Raw genomic sequence first — 18,158 nt, forward strand, 5'->3', positions numbered from 1 at the left:
CGACGTTAACGACTTGTGCCCTTCCCTCTGAAATGTTTTTATCCTCCGACCTATTGGTTATTCAGTCATCTTCGGCATTTCATTAAGCGGTACTACGGCACTACTGCCACTTTCGTAAAATGTGTTATAGCATCTGCCTTTCCACATACCATCGTCATCGAAGTGCAATCTTCTCTTATGTCGAAAGCTTCACACGTTCCACTATTCTTATCTTTACATAATCCCCTTAGGTTCCCCCTAAATTCCGCCAAGCTTGACTGTGCCTGTAACACAGTATGGATTTTCATAACCAAACGCTTACTCATCCACACTTGGAAGTCCTCTTTGGACCCCGTTACATTTCTGTAACGTGACATTCACGAAAAGTCAGTCGAGGGTTCGTCCCAGTGATTCTACTGATTCTAACCGTAGGAATTTTATAGACACCAGACCTATCATTCACAGAAGATTTATATCTCCCTTTCCTCGTCTTTTACGTTAGGGTGAACTTCAGCCTACTTTAACGGGCTTCAAACGATGTTGATGTTTGCATTATCGCTATCGCTTGCCGTAGCTTCAGTGAGTATGTTTCAGGACGTTACTCCATCTTTCCATACTTCAGAATAGCAGTTCTACTAGCGGATGCTAAGATGCTAGTGCTTAACCTTTTCAGTTAAGAACGTGTCGCACTCAAATCGATATCGGGTACCTTATCTCCTTTAAATCCAAGGAACGTTTCGAACGGAATATCATGTCCATCTTTTACATATGGAATATTACAAGTTGGACATTCTTTATCCGGTAAGTCAAAACCAGAACCTACAGAACCATCATTAAAGAATTCTGATTGCTTACACTTCGGACATACATAGTGTGGTGGTAATGGATTTACTTCTGTAATTTCCATCATCGTTGCAACGAATGATGAACCTACCGATCCACGCGAACCTACTAGATATCCGTCTACTAATGATTTTTTCACAAGCTTATGTGAAATTAAATAAATTACGGCGAATCCATGCCCGATGATACTTTTTAATTCTTTTTCTAAACGCGCTTCTACAATTTCAGGTAACTCTTCACCATAAATACTACGCGCCATTTTATAACTCATATCACGCGTTTCATCATCTGCACCTTCAATTTTCGGTGTGTATAGATCATCTTTTACTGGATGAACATCGCCAATTAATGATGCAATCTTTTGTGTATTTGTTACGACAATTTCTCTCGCTACGTCTTCACCTAAAAATGAGAAACACTCTAACATTTCATCGGTTGTACGGAAATGTACAGGTGGTAATGAATGTCGGTTTAACGGATTGGCTCCGCCCTGCGAACTAACTAAAATTTTACGATACATTGCATCTTCTGGATTTAAGTAATGCACGTTTCCGGTAGCGACAACTGGTTTATCTAACGTCTCACCTAGTTTTACTAAGTTTGAAATAATTGTTTTTAATTGCCCCTCATCCCGAACAAGTTCACGCTCTACTAAATGACGTAACACTTCTGGTGGCATTACTTCAATGTAATCGTAGAACTGCGCAATTTCTTCTACCTCTTCAGGAGCTTTTTGCATCATTGCCTCAAACACTTCACCTTTATCACAAGCCGTTCCTACTAAAATACCTTCACGATATTTTTTTAATAGTGATCTTGGTACTCGCGGTACACGGTAAAAGTAATTTAGATGAGAATATGAAACAAGTTTATATAAATTTTTCAATCCAACATCCGATGTAGCAAGTAATGTCATATGACTTGGACGCCCGCGCTTATATGCATCCCCTTGTCCCATACTATCGTTTAATTGATCGTGATATTCAAAACCTTTTTCAATCACATCTTTTAACATTTTTACAAGTAAATATCCCGTTGCTTCTGTATCATAAATCGCACGGTGATGCTGAGTTAATTCGATATCCATCTTTTTACACAACGTATTTAAACGGTGGTTTTTCATTTCTGGGAATAAAAATCTTGCAAGTTCTAACGTATCTATTACTGGATTTTTCGTTTTTTCTAAACCAGCTTTTTTAAATCCTACGTTAATAAAGCCCATATCAAAACTTGCGTTATGAGCAACAAGTGTATGGTCACCCATCCATTCCTCAAACTTTTTAAACACTTCGTCTACTTCTGGTGCGTCGGTTAACATATCATCTGTAATGCCTGTTAACTCAATGATTGTTGCCGATAACGGTTGATGCGGATTTGCAAAAGATTCAAAGCGGTCAATAATTTCGCCACCTTTTACTTTTACAGCAGCTAACTCAATAACTGTATCATACACAGCTGATAAACCTGTCGTCTCAACGTCGAAAACAACATACGTTTCCTCTGCAAGTAAACGATGCGCTTCGTTATACGCTATTGGTACACCGTCATTCACTAAATTCGCTTCTACACCGTATATAACTTTAATTCCGGCTTTTTTCCCAGCTGAATATGCTTCTGGGAATGACTGTGCAACAGCATGGTCTGTAATGGCAATCGCCTCATGTCCCCATTTACCAGCTTGAGCAACAAGCTTAGAAACTGGAGTAACAGCGTCCATTTGACTCATCGGAGTATGGAGATGAAGCTCTACTCGTTTTTCACCTTCTGGCGCTTTATCTTTACGAGACGGTCCTGTTATTTCATTAATATCATTTGCAATCATTACTAAATCTCGAACGAATGTATCATTTTGAACAGAGCCACGCGCTTTTACCCACATTCCTTTTTTCAAGGACTGCAGCATTGGAATATCTTCTTTGTCACGAGAGAACATTTTGATCATAATAGAATCCGTATAATCCGTTATTTTTAAAGTTAATAACGTACGGCCACTACGAAGTTCTTTCGTTTCTACATGGAAGACATATCCTTGAACTGTTTTTCTTCTTTCTTCATCTTGAATTTCTCGCATCGGTGTAATCTCTTCATCCGGCTTAATAAGATACCCAAGTGTAATCGGTCCTTCGTGCACAACGCTGCTTTCTTCAGCTTGTTTCTTCGCCATTTCTTCCATAGCTTGTATAACACGTTCGCGATCTTCTTGCTGCGTTTGCTCACGAAACTTTTGCATTTCTTCTGTATTTTGCTTTATATGTGTGTCTAACTGGAAACGGGGGAATCCAAAAGCTTCGTATTGATCCCCTACTGGTTTCGCAACGTTTTTCTTTAAAGCAGTAGATTCCAGCTCATTATTCACATTTATAAGTAACTTCACTCCATTGACCTGCGGAAGCTGCTTCTTTAAATAAGCAAACATAGGTGAAAATGTAATTCGTTCCGTACAAAGTGGCCAATACGCCCTCACTTCTTCTTCAGTAAATTGTTTATTCTCTGTTTCTAATGCAAATGTTGTTCTTGCAATATGAGAAAATGATTGCTTAAGCTTTGTTTCTAGCAATTCATATAATTCTGTAGGCAAAATACGTGGCACTTGTAAATTAAAATGCCAACTTTTATTCGCTTTATCGATAACGAGCCTTTCAATACCACCGCCTTGTAAATATTGATTTATAAGGTCGTCTGGTATTTGCAACTGCTGGAGCAAAATTTGAAATCGCTCTTTTTGTTCATTTGTTAAAGACATAAGCACTCTCCTTCCATTTGCTATTATAAATTGAAACGTACTACAAAGAAAGATTTCTCCCTTCTTCTTTTACAAAATACGTTTACAAAGAAAGAGAAGGTACCTCATTACGAGGTACCTCTTCCTATTTTAAAATATTAGCAATATATGTTTGAAGTTCTTCTACTTTTACTTCTTCAGACTCACCTGTAGCACGTACTTTCACTTCTACAATACCTTCGTCTGCTTTTTTACCAACTGTCACGCGAACTGGAAGGCCGAATAAATCAGCATCAGCAAATTTAACGCCTGCACGTTCTGCACGATCATCTAGTAGTACTTCATATCCTTGCTCTTGTAATGAGTTATAGATGTTTTCACCCATTTCACGTTGTGCATCAGATTTCATATTTACTGGAATTACATGCACATGGAACGGTGCAACAGCTTTTGGCCAAACTAAACCGTTCTCATCATTAAACTGCTCTGCAATTGCTGCCACTGTACGAGACACACCAATGCCGTAACAACCCATAATAAGTGGTTGTGTTTTTCCGTTTTCATCTAGGAATGTTGCGTTCATTGCTTCACTATAACGAGTTCCTAATTTAAATACATGACCAACTTCAATTCCGCGTGCGAAAAGAATTGTTCCGTTTCCGTCTGGAGATTGGTCTCCTTCTTGAATGAATCGTAAATCCGTATATTGACTTACTTTAAAGTCACGTTCTGGATTTACATTTACATAATGGAACCCTTCTTCGTTCGCTCCTGAACATCCGTTGACAATTGATGCTACAGCGTGATCAGCAATAATTTCGATATCACCTGTTACACCAATTGGACCTAATGAACCAACTTCACAATTTAATAATTCTTTTACTTCTTCATGAGAGGCAAGCTCAACAACGGAAGCACCGTATACATTTTTCACTTTTACATCATTTACTTCATGATCACCACGAACAAGTACAACTACTAATTTCTCATCTACTTTAAATACCATAGACTTAATGCACTTTTCAGCTTCGATGTTTAAGAATGCAGATACTTCTTCAATTGCTTTTTGGTCTGGTGTTGCTACTTTTTCAAGCGCTTTTTCTGCTTCGTCACTCTTCGTATACGTAGCTACAACAGGAGCCATTTCGATGTTCGCTGCATAATCAGATGTATCAGAGTATGCAATTGTATCTTCACCAACATCAGATAATACCATAAATTCATGTGTATCTTTTCCACCCATTGCCCCAGAATCAGCAATAACCGCACGGAAATTCAAACCACAACGAGCAAAAATGTTAGAGTATGCTTTGTATAAGCGATCGTATACTTCATCTAAGCTCTCTTGTGTAGCATGGAAAGAGTATGCATCTTTCATTAGAAACTCTCTTCCACGTAATAAACCGAAACGAGGTCTTTGTTCATCACGGAATTTTGTTTGAATTTGATATAATGTTAACGGTAATTTTTTATATGATTTCACTTCATCACGTACAAGATCCGTAATTACTTCTTCATGTGTCGCTCCTAATGCAAATTCACGAGCGTTACGATCTTTCATACGCATTAATTCAGATCCGTAAGAATACCAACGACCTGACTCTTGCCATAATTCTGCAGCTTGCATCGCTGGCATTAATAATTCTACAGCACCTGCGCGCTCCATTTCTTCTCGAACGATACGTTCTACTTTGTGTAGTACTTTTAAACCAAATGGTAGAAAACTATAAATACCAGAAGCATTTTGACGCATAAAACCTGCACGAAGTAATAACTGATGACTCTTAATCTCCGCATCAGCTGGAACTTCACGTAATGTAGGACTGAATACCATACTTTGTTTCATTTATTCGCACCTCTTCATTTTACTCTTACACGCAGGAAAACCCCTCACCTCGAGTTAGGTGAGGGATTTTATTCTACGAGCTCTATTTCATTATAAGTTTCACTTTATTTTACAAGAAAAACTTACGAATGTCATTCCAAGTTACAACTAACATAAGTAACATTAATAATGCAAAACCAATAAAGTGAACCATTCCTTCTTTTTGGCGATCAATTGGTTTCCCGCGCAATGCCTCAATTAAGAAGAAGAACAAACGTCCACCGTCTAAAGCGGGAACTGGTAGTAAATTAAATAAACCAAGGTTAATACTTAAAACTGCTGCTAAACTTAATACACGCGTAAATCCATAATCTACTACTTGATCTGTTAGATTATAAATTCCTACTGGACCTGACAACTCATTAATAGAGAATTGGCCCGTTACTAATTTCACAAGAGACTCAAAAATTAGTTTCGTCCATTGGTATGTTTGTTCAAAACCTGATTTAATAGACCCCATCACTGTTTTCTCTACAGGAGAGTAGACACCGATTCTACCAACTTCTTCTTTACCTTCTTTATCAAGCGTTGGCGTTACTTTCACATTAAACTGTTCACTATCACGCTTTACTTGTAACGTAAGTTCTTTATTCGGGTTTTCACGTACAATGGTAACAACATCTTTCCATGTACTTGTGTTTTTCCCATCAATAGCTTGAATTGTATCATTTTCTTTTAACCCAGCTTGCTCTGCTGCGCTATTCTCCATCACTTTTCCGACCATTGGTTTGTCAACAGGAACACCTTGTACAAATCCAAGAATCACAAAAATAACAAATGCTAAAATGAAGTTCATTGCAGGACCCGCAAAGATCGTTAAAGCACGTTGACCTAATTTCTTAGAGCCAAACTGTCTATTATACGGAGCAATTTGAATTTCTTCACCGGCAGTAATAATACGAGCCTTCTCATTCACTCGGAATGTTTGAAGCTCTTCCTCGTACTCTTCATAACCCGAAATTGTTAAATTATGCTCTAAATCAGATTGTTCGACTTCAATAACGCGAACATTGGGATACTTTTCATATCCATCAAAAACTAATTTTGCAACTTCGTCTTTTTCGTTTAATACAAGGCCAACTTTTTTCCCAGGCTTTAACTCAACTGTATCTGCATCCTCGCCAGCCATTCTTACATAGCCGCCAAGGGGCAGTAATCGAATCGTATACACCGTTTCATTCTTTTCAAATGAGAATATTTTCGGACCAAAACCAATCGCAAACTCACGGCATAAAATACCTGCTCGTTTTGCGAAATATAGATGCCCTAGCTCATGGAAAAATACGAGTGCACCGAAAATTAATATAAAGGCAATCGCTGTATTCAATTCCATACCACCTTTGCTAAATTTGTTCCATCACAAACCGTCTTGTGGCTGCATCAATTTCCAGAATTTCCTCTAAGCTTGGACGTGCAATGACATTGTGATGGTTCATTGCTTTTTCAATGAGGTCTTCCACTGTTAAGAAACCAATTCTCTTTTGTAAAAAAGCTTCAACAGCTACTTCATTCGCTGCATTCATTACAGCTGGCATACTTCCACCTGCTTTTCCAGCTTCATACGCAAAACGTAGGCAACGGAAACGTTCTTGGTTCATCTTCTCAAAATGCAACGTTCCTATTTCCCATAAGTTTAACTGCTTTGTGTCTGAAAGAGGTAATCGATCAGGATATGTAAGTGCGTATTGAATTGGCACTCGCATATCAGGTGAGCCAAGCTGTGCCATCACACTACGATCTTCAAATTCAACCATAGAATGAATAATACTTTCTTTATGTAAAACAACATCGATTTGCTCATAAGGGATACCAAAAAGCCAATGTGCTTCAATTACTTCTAGCCCCTTATTCATCATTGTAGCAGAATCAATTGTAATTTTCGAACCCATTGACCAGTTTGGATGTCGAAGCGCATCTTCTACGGTCACATGATGCAATTCATCTCTCGTTTTATCACGGAAACTTCCACCAGAAGCCGTTATAATTAGTCGAGAAATTCTTTTTTCATTTTCACCATTCAAGCATTGAAAAATAGCTGAATGTTCGCTGTCTACTGGAAGTAACGAAACATTATGTTTTCGCGCTACTTCCATTACAAGATGCCCTGCAGTTACTAACGTTTCTTTGTTTGCAATTCCAATTGTTTTTTTCGCCTCAATTGCACGAAGTGTTGGTAACAACCCTACGCTACCTACAACAGCATTTACTACTATCTCTGCATCTGGATGTAATGCTACTTCTAAAAGTCCTTCACTACCATATACAATTTTTGTATTACCAGAGACAGCTTGTAATTTTAAAACATCTTCCTCTCTTTGCACAGAGACAATTTGCGGAGAAAATTCTTGAATGACCTTTACTGCATAGTCAATATTTTTCCCTACAGAAAAAGCAACGAGACGGAATTGGTCTGGGTGCGAGCGTAATACATCTAAAGTTTGTGTACCAATTGATCCGCTTGCACCTAATAAACTAATGTTTTTCATGACTCCAACCCCTCGTTCATTTATTAATTGTATTGTAATAAGAAGTAGAGAATTGGTAAAACGAATAACCAACTATCTGTTCGATCTAATATACCACCATGTCCAGGTAAAATTGTACCTGAATCCTTTACGCCATAATGACGTTTAAATGCAGATTGTACTAAATCACCAATTTGTCCAAAAATAGAAATGATAATTGTCAACACAATTAAAATCCCTACATTAGCCTGAACTGGGAAGAACATATTGTAAACAAGTGCCACAACAATTCCACAAACGATGCCGCCTAATGAACCTTCAATCGTTTTATTTGGACTAATTTCTGGCCATAATTTTCTTTTTCCTAATGCTTTTCCTACGAAATATGCACCTGAATCAGTAGCCCATATAACAAATAATGCGCAAAACACATATTTAATTCCTAATATCCTCGTTTCATTCAGATATAAGAATCCCATTGCAACATATGTTGTTGCCATTAGTAAAAATGAAGCATTATCAAAAGTAAATGTATTCTTAGAAAGGACTGTATATGATAAAAGTAATAAAACAATCACAAATGTGATTTCTAATTTACCTAATCCAATCCAAGTAAACAGTTCTGATGCACTACTTGGAATTAAAATAATCCATAATAATACTGCAGCTAAAACTGTTGGTACTGAAATAAGCGTAAGCTTATTCATACGAATTAATTCATATAAACCTATAGAAGCAAGTGCATACACTAAAACCGTAAAAGGCACGCCACCGTAAATTACGATGGGAATGAATAGCGCGGCAGCAACCACTCCAGTAATAATTCTCTGTTTCACTACCAAACCCTCTCTTTCTACACGCCTCCGAATCTGCGCCCTCTATGTTGAAAGTCTGTAATCGCATTTAGCAAATGTTCCTCGGTAAAATCTGGCCAATACACATCTGTAAACCAAAATTCCGAATATGCAATTTGCCATAACATGAAATTACTAATACGTAGCTCTCCGCTCGTACGGATTAACAATTCTGGGTCAGGTAAAGAACTCGTCATTAAGTAGGAAGAAAGCATTTCTTCGCTTACATCTTCAACACGAACTTTTCCTTCCTCACGATCTTTCATCATATGTTGCACAGCAGAAACGATTTCATCTCGACTTCCATAGTTTAACGCGAAATTCAGAATTAATCCCGTATTCTCTTTCGTCTCTTCCATGGCCTTCTCCATCGCTCTGCGTGTATGCGTAGGAAGACGATCTTGTTGCCCTATTACACGGACTTGTACGTTCTCTTCAATCAATTCTGGTAAAAATGTACCTAAAAATTCTTCTGGAAGCCTCATTAAATAATCAACTTCCTTTTTTGGTCTTTTCCAGTTCTCAGTTGAAAAAGCATAAAGAGTTAATACTTTCACATTAAGTTTGCTTGCAAATTTTGTGATTTTCTTTACAACTTGCATGCCTTCATGATGTCCCGCAATACGAGGCATCGCTCTCCTCTTTGCCCACCTTCCATTACCATCCATAATGATGGCAATATGTTCTGGGATGTATCCTTTTTTCACTTCTTCAACGAGATGATCAAACGATGTGTCCTTTTTACCTTTAAAAAAAGGAAAGTTTTTAAACATCATTCATACCCTCCAACAAGCAGACGTATGCCTAAAAGTGTAAAAAGACCCCCTTAAGAAGAGGGTCATATTTGCGAAAGTATCGCTATTACACTTCCATGATTTCTTTTTCTTTGTTTTTTGCGATTTCGTCAACTTTTGCAATATATTTATCTGTTTCTTTTTGGATATCTTCAGTATATCCTCTTAAATCGTCTTCTGTAATCTCGCCAGCTTTTTCAAGCTTCTTAAGATCATCGTTACCGTCACGACGTACGTTACGAACAGCAACTTTTGCTTCTTCAGCATATTTTTTCACAACTTTTACAAGATCACGACGACGCTCTTCTGTTAATGCAGGGAATGCAATACGAATTACAGTTCCATCATTAGAAGGGTTTAAGCCTAAATCTGCTTTTAAAATTGCTTTTTCGATATCACCGATAGAAGTTTTATCATACGGTTGAATTACAAGTAAACGTGCTTCTGGAACTGTAATGTTCGCTAATTGCACAACTGGTGTTGGTGCACCATAGTAATCAACTTGTACTTTATCTAATACAGACGCGTTTGCACGACCAGCGCGAACTGTTGCTAATTCGCGTGAATAAGCAGCAACCGCTTTTTCCATTTTTTCATTTGCAGACTTCAATACTTGTTGTCCCATATTTATTTCCCCCTTACAACTGTTCCGATATTTTCGCCTAACACGGCACGTTTAATATTCCCTTTTTCCATAACTGAGAATACAATTAATGGAATATCATTATCCATACATAGAGAAGAAGCTGTAGAATCCATTACACCTAAACCTTCTTTTAATACATCTAAGTAAGTAAGTGTTTCGTATTTCGTAGCTGTTGGGTCAATAGATGGATCTGCATTATATACGCCATCCACATTGTTTTTCGCCATTAAAATTACGTCAGCTTCAATTTCCGCTGCACGTAACGCTGCCGTTGTATCTGTAGAGAAGTATGGGTTACCAGTACCTGCTGCAAAGATAACAACACGTTTTTTCTCTAAGTGACGAACTGCTTTACGACGAATGTAAGGCTCTGCCACTTGACGCATTTCAATTGAAGTTTGTACGCGAGTTTGAATTCCGATGTTCTCCAAGCTATCTTGAAGAGCTAATGAATTCATAACTGTCGCTAACATGCCCATGTAATCCGCTCCTGCACGATCCATGCCCATCTCACTTCCAATTTTTCCACGCCAAATGTTACCGCCGCCAACAACAACAGCAACCTCTACATCTAGTTCTGCAATTTCTTTCACTTGTTCCGCAACTGACTTAATAACAGCTGGGTTGATTCCAAATCCTTGCTCGCCAGCTAAAGCTTCTCCACTCAGCTTTAAAACGACACGATTATATTTCGGTTTACTCATAATGAACCTCCAATTGCTTACATCTTTATTTTAAAAAAGGGAACACAATGTGTTCCCTAATCTGTATTAGTTACTACCTTTTACTTGGTTCATTACTTCTTCAGCAAAGTTGTCTTCGCGTTTTTCGATACCTTCACCAACAGCGTAGCGAACGAATCCTTTTAATGTTGCGCCTTTAGACTCAACGAATTGACGAACTTTCATATCAGGGTTTTTAACGAATGCTTGGTCAAGTAAGCAAATCTCTTCGAAGAATTTGCCTAGACGGCCTTCAACCATTTTAGCAACGATTTTTTCAGGCTTGCCTTCGTTTAATGCTTGTTGTGTTAATACTTGACGCTCATGCTCAACTTCTTCAGCTGTTACAGCATCACGATCGATGTATTTTGGGTTAACTGCAGCGATGTGCATTGCTACGTCTTTAGCAGCCGCTTCATCAGTAGAACCTTCAAGAACTGTTAGAACACCAATGCGTCCACCCATGTGTAGGTAAGCACCGAATGCATCTGCATCAGTTTTTGATACGATTTCGAAACGACGAAGTGTAAGCTTTTCACCAATTTTAGCGATTGCTTCGTTGATGTGCTCTTCAACTTTTTTACCGTTTTCCATTGTTTGAGCCATAGCTTCTTCAACGTTAGCAGGCTTCTTAGCTAATAAGTGAGCAGCTAATTCTTTAATTAATGTTTGGAAACCTTCGTTTTTCGCAACGAAATCAGTTTCAGAGTTTAATTCTAAGATTAAACCGTCGTTACCGTTTGTTTCGATGAAAGTTAAACCTTCAGCAGCGATGCGGTCTGCTTTTTTAGCAGCTTTCGCGATACCTTTTTCACGTAAGAAGTCAATTGCCTTCTCCATGTCGCCGTTTGTTTCTGTTAAAGCTTTTTTGCAGTCCATCATACCTGCGCCAGTTTTTTCACGTAATTCTTTTACCATTTGTGCAGTGATTGCCATACTTTTCATCCTCCTAAAATATGTATTTATACCTTTTATAAAGGTGTTTATACCTTAAAAAAGGTGATAAAAGGCCGAACCCCTTATCACCTTTCCAACTTTGTTACGCAGTAACAGTTTCTTCACCTTGTTTTGCTTCAAGGATCGCGTCTGCCATTTTAGATGTAAGAAGTTTTACAGCACGAATTGCATCATCGTTCGCTGGGATAACGTGATCGATTTCGTCTGGATCACAGTTTGTATCAACGATACCGATGATTGGAATGTGTAATTTGCGTGCTTCAGCAACTGCAATACGCTCTTTACGAGGGTCTACTACGAATAATGCACTTGGAAGACCTTTCATATCTTTAATACCGCCTAAGAATTTCTCAAGACGCTCTAACTCTTTTTTAAGTTGAACAACTTCTTTCTTAGGTAGTACTTCGAAAGTACCATCTTCTTGCATTCTTTCGATGTCTTTAAGACGCTTGATACGCTTTTGGATTGTTTGGAAGTTAGTTAAAGTTCCACCTAACCAACGTTGGTTAACGAAGTACATACCAGCACGAGTTGCTTCTTCTTTAATAGCTTCTTGTGCTTGTTTTTTAGTACCTACGAATAAGATGTCTCCGCCTTCAGCAGCGATGTCACGCATAACTTTGAAAGCTTCCTCAACTTTTTTCACAGTTTTTTGTAAGTCGATGATGTAGATACCGTTACGCTCTGTGAAAATGTAACGCTTCATTTTTGGGTTCCAACGACGAGTTTGATGTCCAAAATGAACACCAGCTTCAAGCAATTGCTTCATAGAAATTACTGACATAATATAGTTCCTCCTAAATGGTTTTTGATATCCTCCGTTTACTTCATCTCTAAGCGAAACTACAAACGTAGCACCAACACTTAAATCAGTAAACGTGTGTACTTTGTACTGACACCACTGCTTACTATATCATACTGAAATATTACAATCAAGTCGAAAATGCGAACAATGTAAAACTTTCTTTGTTCATACTTAAATTCTAGTATTACCAACCTGCATTTCTTTTAAGCAAAAATTGAAATGCAATTCATGGCTTTTCAAAAAAATGCGATTATGACGCTATGTACGAACAACATCAATCTGTTATACAAAAAAACTCTCCTCAAAAAATGAGAAGAGTTTTATAAATTAGTTTGTTTTTAATTTAGCAAGTTCATGTAAGAATTTGTCGTTTAATACTTTAATGTATGTTCCTTTCATACCTAAAGAACGCGACTCAATTACACCAGCACTTTCTAATTTACGAAGTGCATTTACGATTACCGAACGAGTGATTCCTACGCGGTCAGCAATTTTACTTGCAACAAGTAAACCTTCTGTTCCGTTTAATTCTTCGAAGATGTGCTCGATTGCTTCTAACTCACTGTAAGATAATGAGCTGATCGCCATTTGAACAACAGCTTTGCTACGTGCTTCTTCTTCAATTTCTTCTGCTTTTTCACGTAAAATTTCCATACCTACAACAGTTGAGCTGTACTCAGCAAGAATTAAATCATCATCTAAGAACTCTTGACCAAGACGAGCTAAAACTAATGTACCTAGACGCTCACCGCCACCAACGATCGGTACGATTGTAGTTAAGCCTTGACCAAATAATTCTTTATTTTCTACTGGGAATGCTGTGTAAGCACTGTTTACATCTAAGTTTGAAGATGTTTCTGTAATGTTGAATAAGCTTTGTGTATACTCTTCTGGGAATTGACGCTCTGCAAGCATTTGTTTCATACGCTCATTCTCGATTTGTTGGTGAATTGCATAACCTAGTAATTTACCACGACGGCTTACTACGAATACGTTCGCTTCGATTACTTCACACATTGTGTCAGACATTTCTCTAAAGTTTACAGGCTTTCCTGCTGCGCTCTGTAATAACGCATTTAATTTTCTTGTTTTTGCTAATAATTCCATTTCAAAAGTTCCTCCTACATGTTACTCACATATTTTTTCATCACTTGGAAACTAGGGCGAGTCACCTGATGACACTATTACAAAATAAACTGGCTCACATCTTTATTTTTAGCAATCGTTGCTAATTTTTCCTCAACGTATTGAGGCGTTATCGTTATTTTCTCTAACGTAATTTCAGATGCTTCAAACGATAAATCTTCAAGGAGCTTCTCCATAATCGTATGAAGTCTTCTTGCTCCAATATTATCTGTATCCTGATTAACTTGATAAGCAATCTCAGCAATCTTACGAATAGCTTCGTCTGAAAATTCAATTTCTATACCTTCAGTCGCTAATAAAGCAATATATTGTTTAATTAACGCATTGTCAGGCTCGATTAATATTTTAACAAAATCATCCGTCGATAATTTTGTTAATTCTACTCGAATCGGAAATCTCCCTTGTAATTCCGGAATCAAATCTGACGGTTTAGACATATGAAACGCTCCAGCTGCAACGAATAAAATATAATCCGTTTTTACTGATCCGTATTTTGTCGCAACATTTGATCCTTCTACAATTGGTAAAATGTCACGTTGCACACCTTCACGTGATACATCTACACTATTCGACTGCTTACCAGCAATTTTGTCAATTTCATCGATAAAAATAATCCCGAGCTGTTCAGCACGATAAACAGCCTCTTGTGTAACTTCATCCATATCAATTAAGCGCTGTGCTTCCTCATTTGTCAAGACTTTTCTTGCTTCTTTTACAGAAAGTTTACGTTTTTTTGTTTTTTTCGGCATAAAACTTCCTAATGCATCTTGAAAATTCATCCCCATTTGTTCCATGCCAGTTCCTTGCAGCATATCGAACATGGAAGACTGTTGTTCAGTCACTTCAATCGATACAATTTCATCTTCAAGAAGTCCTGCAGCAAGCTTTCTTTCCACATCTTGACGTTTCTTTTCGATTTCAACATCTTCCTGTGAATCTGTTGTTTGATTCGAATTTTGAGCGCCACCAAATAGCATTTCTAATGGGTTTTTAAATCCAGATTGCTTCTCCGGACTCGGCACTAAAATTTCAACAAGACGTTGGTTCGCTTGTTCTTCTGCTTTGTCTTGTACTTTTACTACCATTTCTTCTTTCACAATGCGAACTGACGTTTCCACAAGGTCACGTACCATCGATTCTACATCTCTACCTACATATCCAACTTCTGTAAATTTCGTAGCTTCAACCTTAATAAAAGGTGCTCCAACGAGTTTCGCCATTCGTCGTGCTACCTCTGTTTTACCAACACCTGTCGGTCCAATCATTAAAATATTTTTAGGTGCAATTTCATCACGTAGATTTTCAGCTAATTTACTTCGGCGGTATCGATTTCTTAAAGCTACAGCAACCGCTTTCTTCGCATCCTTTTGACCGATAATGTATTGATCTAATTTTTCCACAATTTGACGCGGAGTAAAATGTAAATGCATATAAAATGCCTCCCTTACGATTCTACAATTCTTCCACAATTATATTGTGGTTTGTATACACACAAATATCGCCTGCAATGTCTAAACTCGCTTTCGCAATTTGCTTCGCTGTTAAATGTTCACTTGCATATTGTTTTAAAGCACGACCTGCTGAAAGCGCATAATTTCCGCCAGATCCAATTGCTAAAATACCATCATCCGGTTCAATCACTTCTCCCGTACCTGAAACAAGGAGCATCGTTGTTTTATCCATGACAATGAGCATCGCTTCTAGCTGACGTAACATTTTGTCACCGCGCCATTGCTTCGCCATCTCAACAGCAGCACGCTGCAAGTTTCCATTATACTCTTCTAATTTCCCTTCAAACATTTCAAAAAGAGTAAATGCATCAGCAACTGAACCTGCAAAACCAGCTAAAACTTTCCCTTGAAAAAGTTTACGAACCTTACGAGCTGTATGTTTCATTACAACAGCATTTCCCATTGTCACCTGGCCATCTCCAGCCATTGCACATTCTCCATTATGATGAACTGCAAATATCGTTGTAGCGTGGAAATTTCCCATAGAAAAAACTCCTTTATATGTTTTTATAGCTTTAAAAGCAATTTATGCCCGTGGGTGATGCTTCATGTAGACAGAACGCAATCTTTCTTTAGAGACATGCGTATAAATTTGTGTCGTAGACAAATTTTCATGACCGAGTAGCTCCTGTACAGTACGTAAATCTGCCCCTTCATCTAACATATGTGTAGCAAATGTATGCCTTAACATATGAGGACTTATACGCATTGTCAGTGAAGCTTTCTTAATGAGTTCATTTAATACATAGCGTACCCCTCGACTTGTCAGCGGCGTGCCTTTCGCATTTAAAAATACCATATGAGATTGTTCTTCAGTTTTCTTGGCTAACTGTTTTCTCCCGTTCTCTATATAAGTAATTAAAGCATCTTGTGCATAGCTCCCGAACGGAATATACCTTTGTTTTTTTCCTTTTCCCATTACTAAAATTGTTCCCACCGCAAAGTCAATATCGGTAAGTTGTAAATTGACACATTCACTCACACGGATCCCGGTCGCATACATCAACTCTAATAAAGCTTGATTCCTTTGACCTAACGGGGTTTCCGTATCAGAAACTTCAAATAATTCCTCTAATTCTTCAGCATATAAAAACTTTGGGATTGACAATTCTTTTTTGGGGAGTGACGCAAGTGCAAACGGATTATCCTTCCGATAACCTTCACGCATCAAAAAACGATATAAACTTCGTAAGCTTGATACTTTTCTTGCGACAGATTTACGGGCTAACTTTTCATCGTGCAACGTCGTTAAGTACAAACGAACATCCGCGTATGTAATATCTAAAAAAGAGGATATGCCTTCTCGCTCCATAAATTGCACAAAATGTTCTAAATCATTTTGATAACTTGCAATTGTATATTTTGAATAATTTCTTTCAATTTGTAAATATCCAACGAATAATTGTAACAATTTCTTCACATTCACACAATTCACCTCAATAAAGGCTACTAAATCGTATCACAACTTAGTAGCCTTTGCAAGAAATTTAACTAAATATTTACAAAATTTCGAATCGTTTCTAAAGCGCGTGTTGCATATGCTTCATTACGTTCTGCTTTCTTTTTAATTTTCTTCTCTAACGGTGCAAACAGGCCGAAGTTTGCATTCATCGGTTGGAAGTTTTTTGCATTTGTCGCAGTAATATAATTCGCCATACTTCCCATCGCAGTTACTGGTGGTAATACAACCGGCTCTTCACCTTTTACAAGTCGAGCAGCGTTGATACCTGCTAGCAATCCTGAAGCCGCTGATTCAACATATCCCTCCACTCCAGTCATTTGACCAGCGAAGAATAAATCATCACGTTGTTTATATTGGTATGTTGGACGAAGCAAGTTAGGTGAATTAATAAATGTATTACGATGCATTACACCATAACGTACAATCTCTGCGTTTTCCAGTCCTGGAATCAACTGTAACACTTCTTTTTGCGGTCCCCATTTTAAATGCGTTTGGAAACCTACGATATTGTATAACGTTCCCGCTGCATCATCTTGGCGTAACTGAACAACAGCATATGGCGTTTTCCCTGTTTTCGGATCTTCTAATCCAACAGGTTTCATCGGTCCAAATACTAGTGTTTGTCTTCCTCTACTTGCCATAACTTCTACCGGCATACAACCTTCAAAGAAAATTTCTTTTTCAAATTCTTTTAAAGGTACTGTTTCAGCAGCGATTAAAGCCTCGTAAAAACGGTCAAATTCCTCTTCCGTCATTGGACAGTTTAAATATGCCGCTTCACCTTTATCGTAACGAGATTTTAAATACACTTTATTCATATCAATGCTGTCTTTCTCAACAATCGGTGCTGCTGCATCATAGAAATAAAAGTAGTCTTCACCCGTTAATTCTTTTAATTGCGCAGAAAGATCAGGCGACGTAAGTGGACCTGTCGCGATAACAGTAGGACCTTCTGGAATTTCAGTGATTTCTTCATTCACCACAGTTACGTTCGGATGATTTTTCACATATTCCGTTACTTTTGCCGCAAATTCATGACGATCTACCGCTAAAGCCCCTCCTGCTGGTACAGAACACTCATCAGCTGCACGAATAATAACAGAATCCATTAAACGCATTTCTTCTTTAATAACACCAACAGCATTTGTTAATGTGTTTGCGCGAAGCGAGTTACTACATACTAATTCTGCAAATTTATCTGTGTGATGAGCTGGCGTTTGCCTTACCGGTCTCATTTCGTATAATCTTACTTGGACACCACGTTTTGCAATTTGGTAAGCTGCTTCACTTCCTGCAAGACCTGCGCCAATGACGTTTACTACTTGTGTTGTCATATATTTATCACCTTTCCTTTTCTTCCCGAAAAA

At 37.9% G+C, this 18,158-nt stretch carries 14 protein-coding genes and 1 pseudogene; all 15 read right to left on the reverse strand.

Going from position 1 to position 18,158, the window contains the following annotated elements; all coding sequences use genetic code 11:
- Positions 1 to 667: 667 nt before the first annotated feature.
- Positions 668 to 3,565, reverse strand: a pseudogene (locus ACTFSI_RS01105) (PolC-type DNA polymerase III); the annotation flags it as partial.
- 124 nt (positions 3,566 to 3,689) lie between these two features.
- Positions 3,690 to 5,390 (reverse strand): proline--tRNA ligase, encoded by a 1,701-nt coding sequence (locus ACTFSI_RS01110; RefSeq protein WP_000814305.1) that lies wholly within the window; start codon positions 5,388 to 5,390, stop codon positions 3,690 to 3,692.
- Between the two features lie 109 nt (positions 5,391 to 5,499).
- Positions 5,500 to 6,756: an RIP metalloprotease RseP gene (rseP, locus tag ACTFSI_RS01115; protein ID WP_001090239.1), complete on the reverse strand. Its 1,257-nt coding sequence runs from the start codon at positions 6,754 to 6,756 to the stop codon at positions 5,500 to 5,502.
- Between the two features lie 16 nt (positions 6,757 to 6,772).
- A complete protein-coding gene (gene dxr / locus ACTFSI_RS01120) occupies positions 6,773 to 7,915 on the reverse strand; it encodes a 1-deoxy-D-xylulose-5-phosphate reductoisomerase (protein ID WP_440045210.1) in 1,143 nt (380 codons plus the stop codon).
- 23 nt (positions 7,916 to 7,938) lie between these two features.
- Positions 7,939 to 8,730: a phosphatidate cytidylyltransferase gene (cdsA, locus tag ACTFSI_RS01125; RefSeq protein ID WP_044791580.1), complete on the reverse strand. Its 792-nt coding sequence runs from the start codon at positions 8,728 to 8,730 to the stop codon at positions 7,939 to 7,941.
- 17 nt (positions 8,731 to 8,747) lie between these two features.
- Positions 8,748 to 9,524 (reverse strand): isoprenyl transferase, encoded by a 777-nt coding sequence (gene uppS / locus ACTFSI_RS01130; RefSeq protein WP_440045211.1) that lies wholly within the window; start codon positions 9,522 to 9,524, stop codon positions 8,748 to 8,750.
- A gap of 85 nt (positions 9,525 to 9,609) precedes the next feature.
- The gene (frr, locus tag ACTFSI_RS01135) at positions 9,610 to 10,167 is read right to left on the reverse strand and encodes a ribosome recycling factor (protein WP_000531500.1); all 558 of its coding nucleotides are present in this window, start codon (positions 10,165 to 10,167) and stop codon (positions 9,610 to 9,612) included.
- Positions 10,168 to 10,169: 2 nt separating this feature from the next.
- Positions 10,170 to 10,892 (reverse strand): UMP kinase, encoded by a 723-nt coding sequence (gene pyrH / locus ACTFSI_RS01140; protein ID WP_000042663.1) that lies wholly within the window; start codon positions 10,890 to 10,892, stop codon positions 10,170 to 10,172.
- A 66-nt stretch (positions 10,893 to 10,958) separates the two neighbouring features.
- Entirely contained in the window at positions 10,959 to 11,846 is an 888-nt protein-coding gene (tsf, locus tag ACTFSI_RS01145; protein WP_001018580.1) for a translation elongation factor Ts, read from the reverse strand.
- Between the two features lie 103 nt (positions 11,847 to 11,949).
- On the reverse strand, positions 11,950 to 12,651 hold the full coding sequence (gene rpsB / locus ACTFSI_RS01150; RefSeq protein ID WP_000111483.1) for a 30S ribosomal protein S2: 702 nt from the start codon (positions 12,649 to 12,651) through the stop codon (positions 11,950 to 11,952).
- A gap of 348 nt (positions 12,652 to 12,999) precedes the next feature.
- Positions 13,000 to 13,779 (reverse strand): GTP-sensing pleiotropic transcriptional regulator CodY, encoded by a 780-nt coding sequence (codY, locus tag ACTFSI_RS01155; protein WP_000421288.1) that lies wholly within the window; start codon positions 13,777 to 13,779, stop codon positions 13,000 to 13,002.
- Between the two features lie 77 nt (positions 13,780 to 13,856).
- A complete protein-coding gene (gene hslU, locus ACTFSI_RS01160) occupies positions 13,857 to 15,248 on the reverse strand; it encodes an ATP-dependent protease ATPase subunit HslU (protein ID WP_000550081.1) in 1,392 nt (463 codons plus the stop codon).
- A 22-nt stretch (positions 15,249 to 15,270) separates the two neighbouring features.
- The gene (gene hslV / locus ACTFSI_RS01165; RefSeq protein ID WP_000526271.1) at positions 15,271 to 15,813 is read right to left on the reverse strand and encodes an ATP-dependent protease proteolytic subunit HslV; all 543 of its coding nucleotides are present in this window, start codon (positions 15,811 to 15,813) and stop codon (positions 15,271 to 15,273) included.
- A gap of 42 nt (positions 15,814 to 15,855) precedes the next feature.
- Positions 15,856 to 16,755, reverse strand: coding sequence for a tyrosine recombinase XerC (gene xerC, locus ACTFSI_RS01170; protein WP_001101228.1), 900 nt, complete (start codon positions 16,753 to 16,755; stop codon positions 15,856 to 15,858).
- Between the two features lie 65 nt (positions 16,756 to 16,820).
- Positions 16,821 to 18,125 carry an FADH(2)-oxidizing methylenetetrahydrofolate--tRNA-(uracil(54)-C(5))-methyltransferase TrmFO gene (gene trmFO / locus ACTFSI_RS01175; RefSeq protein ID WP_002028254.1) on the reverse strand — a complete coding sequence of 435 codons (1,305 nt, stop codon included), beginning with the start codon at positions 18,123 to 18,125 and terminating at the stop codon, positions 16,821 to 16,823.
- Positions 18,126 to 18,158 lie beyond the last annotated feature (33 nt).

The sequence above is a fragment of the Bacillus cereus group sp. MYBK101-2 genome (assembly GCF_051918845.1).
GTDB classification, from domain to species: domain Bacteria; phylum Bacillota; class Bacilli; order Bacillales; family Bacillaceae_G; genus Bacillus_A; species Bacillus_A paranthracis.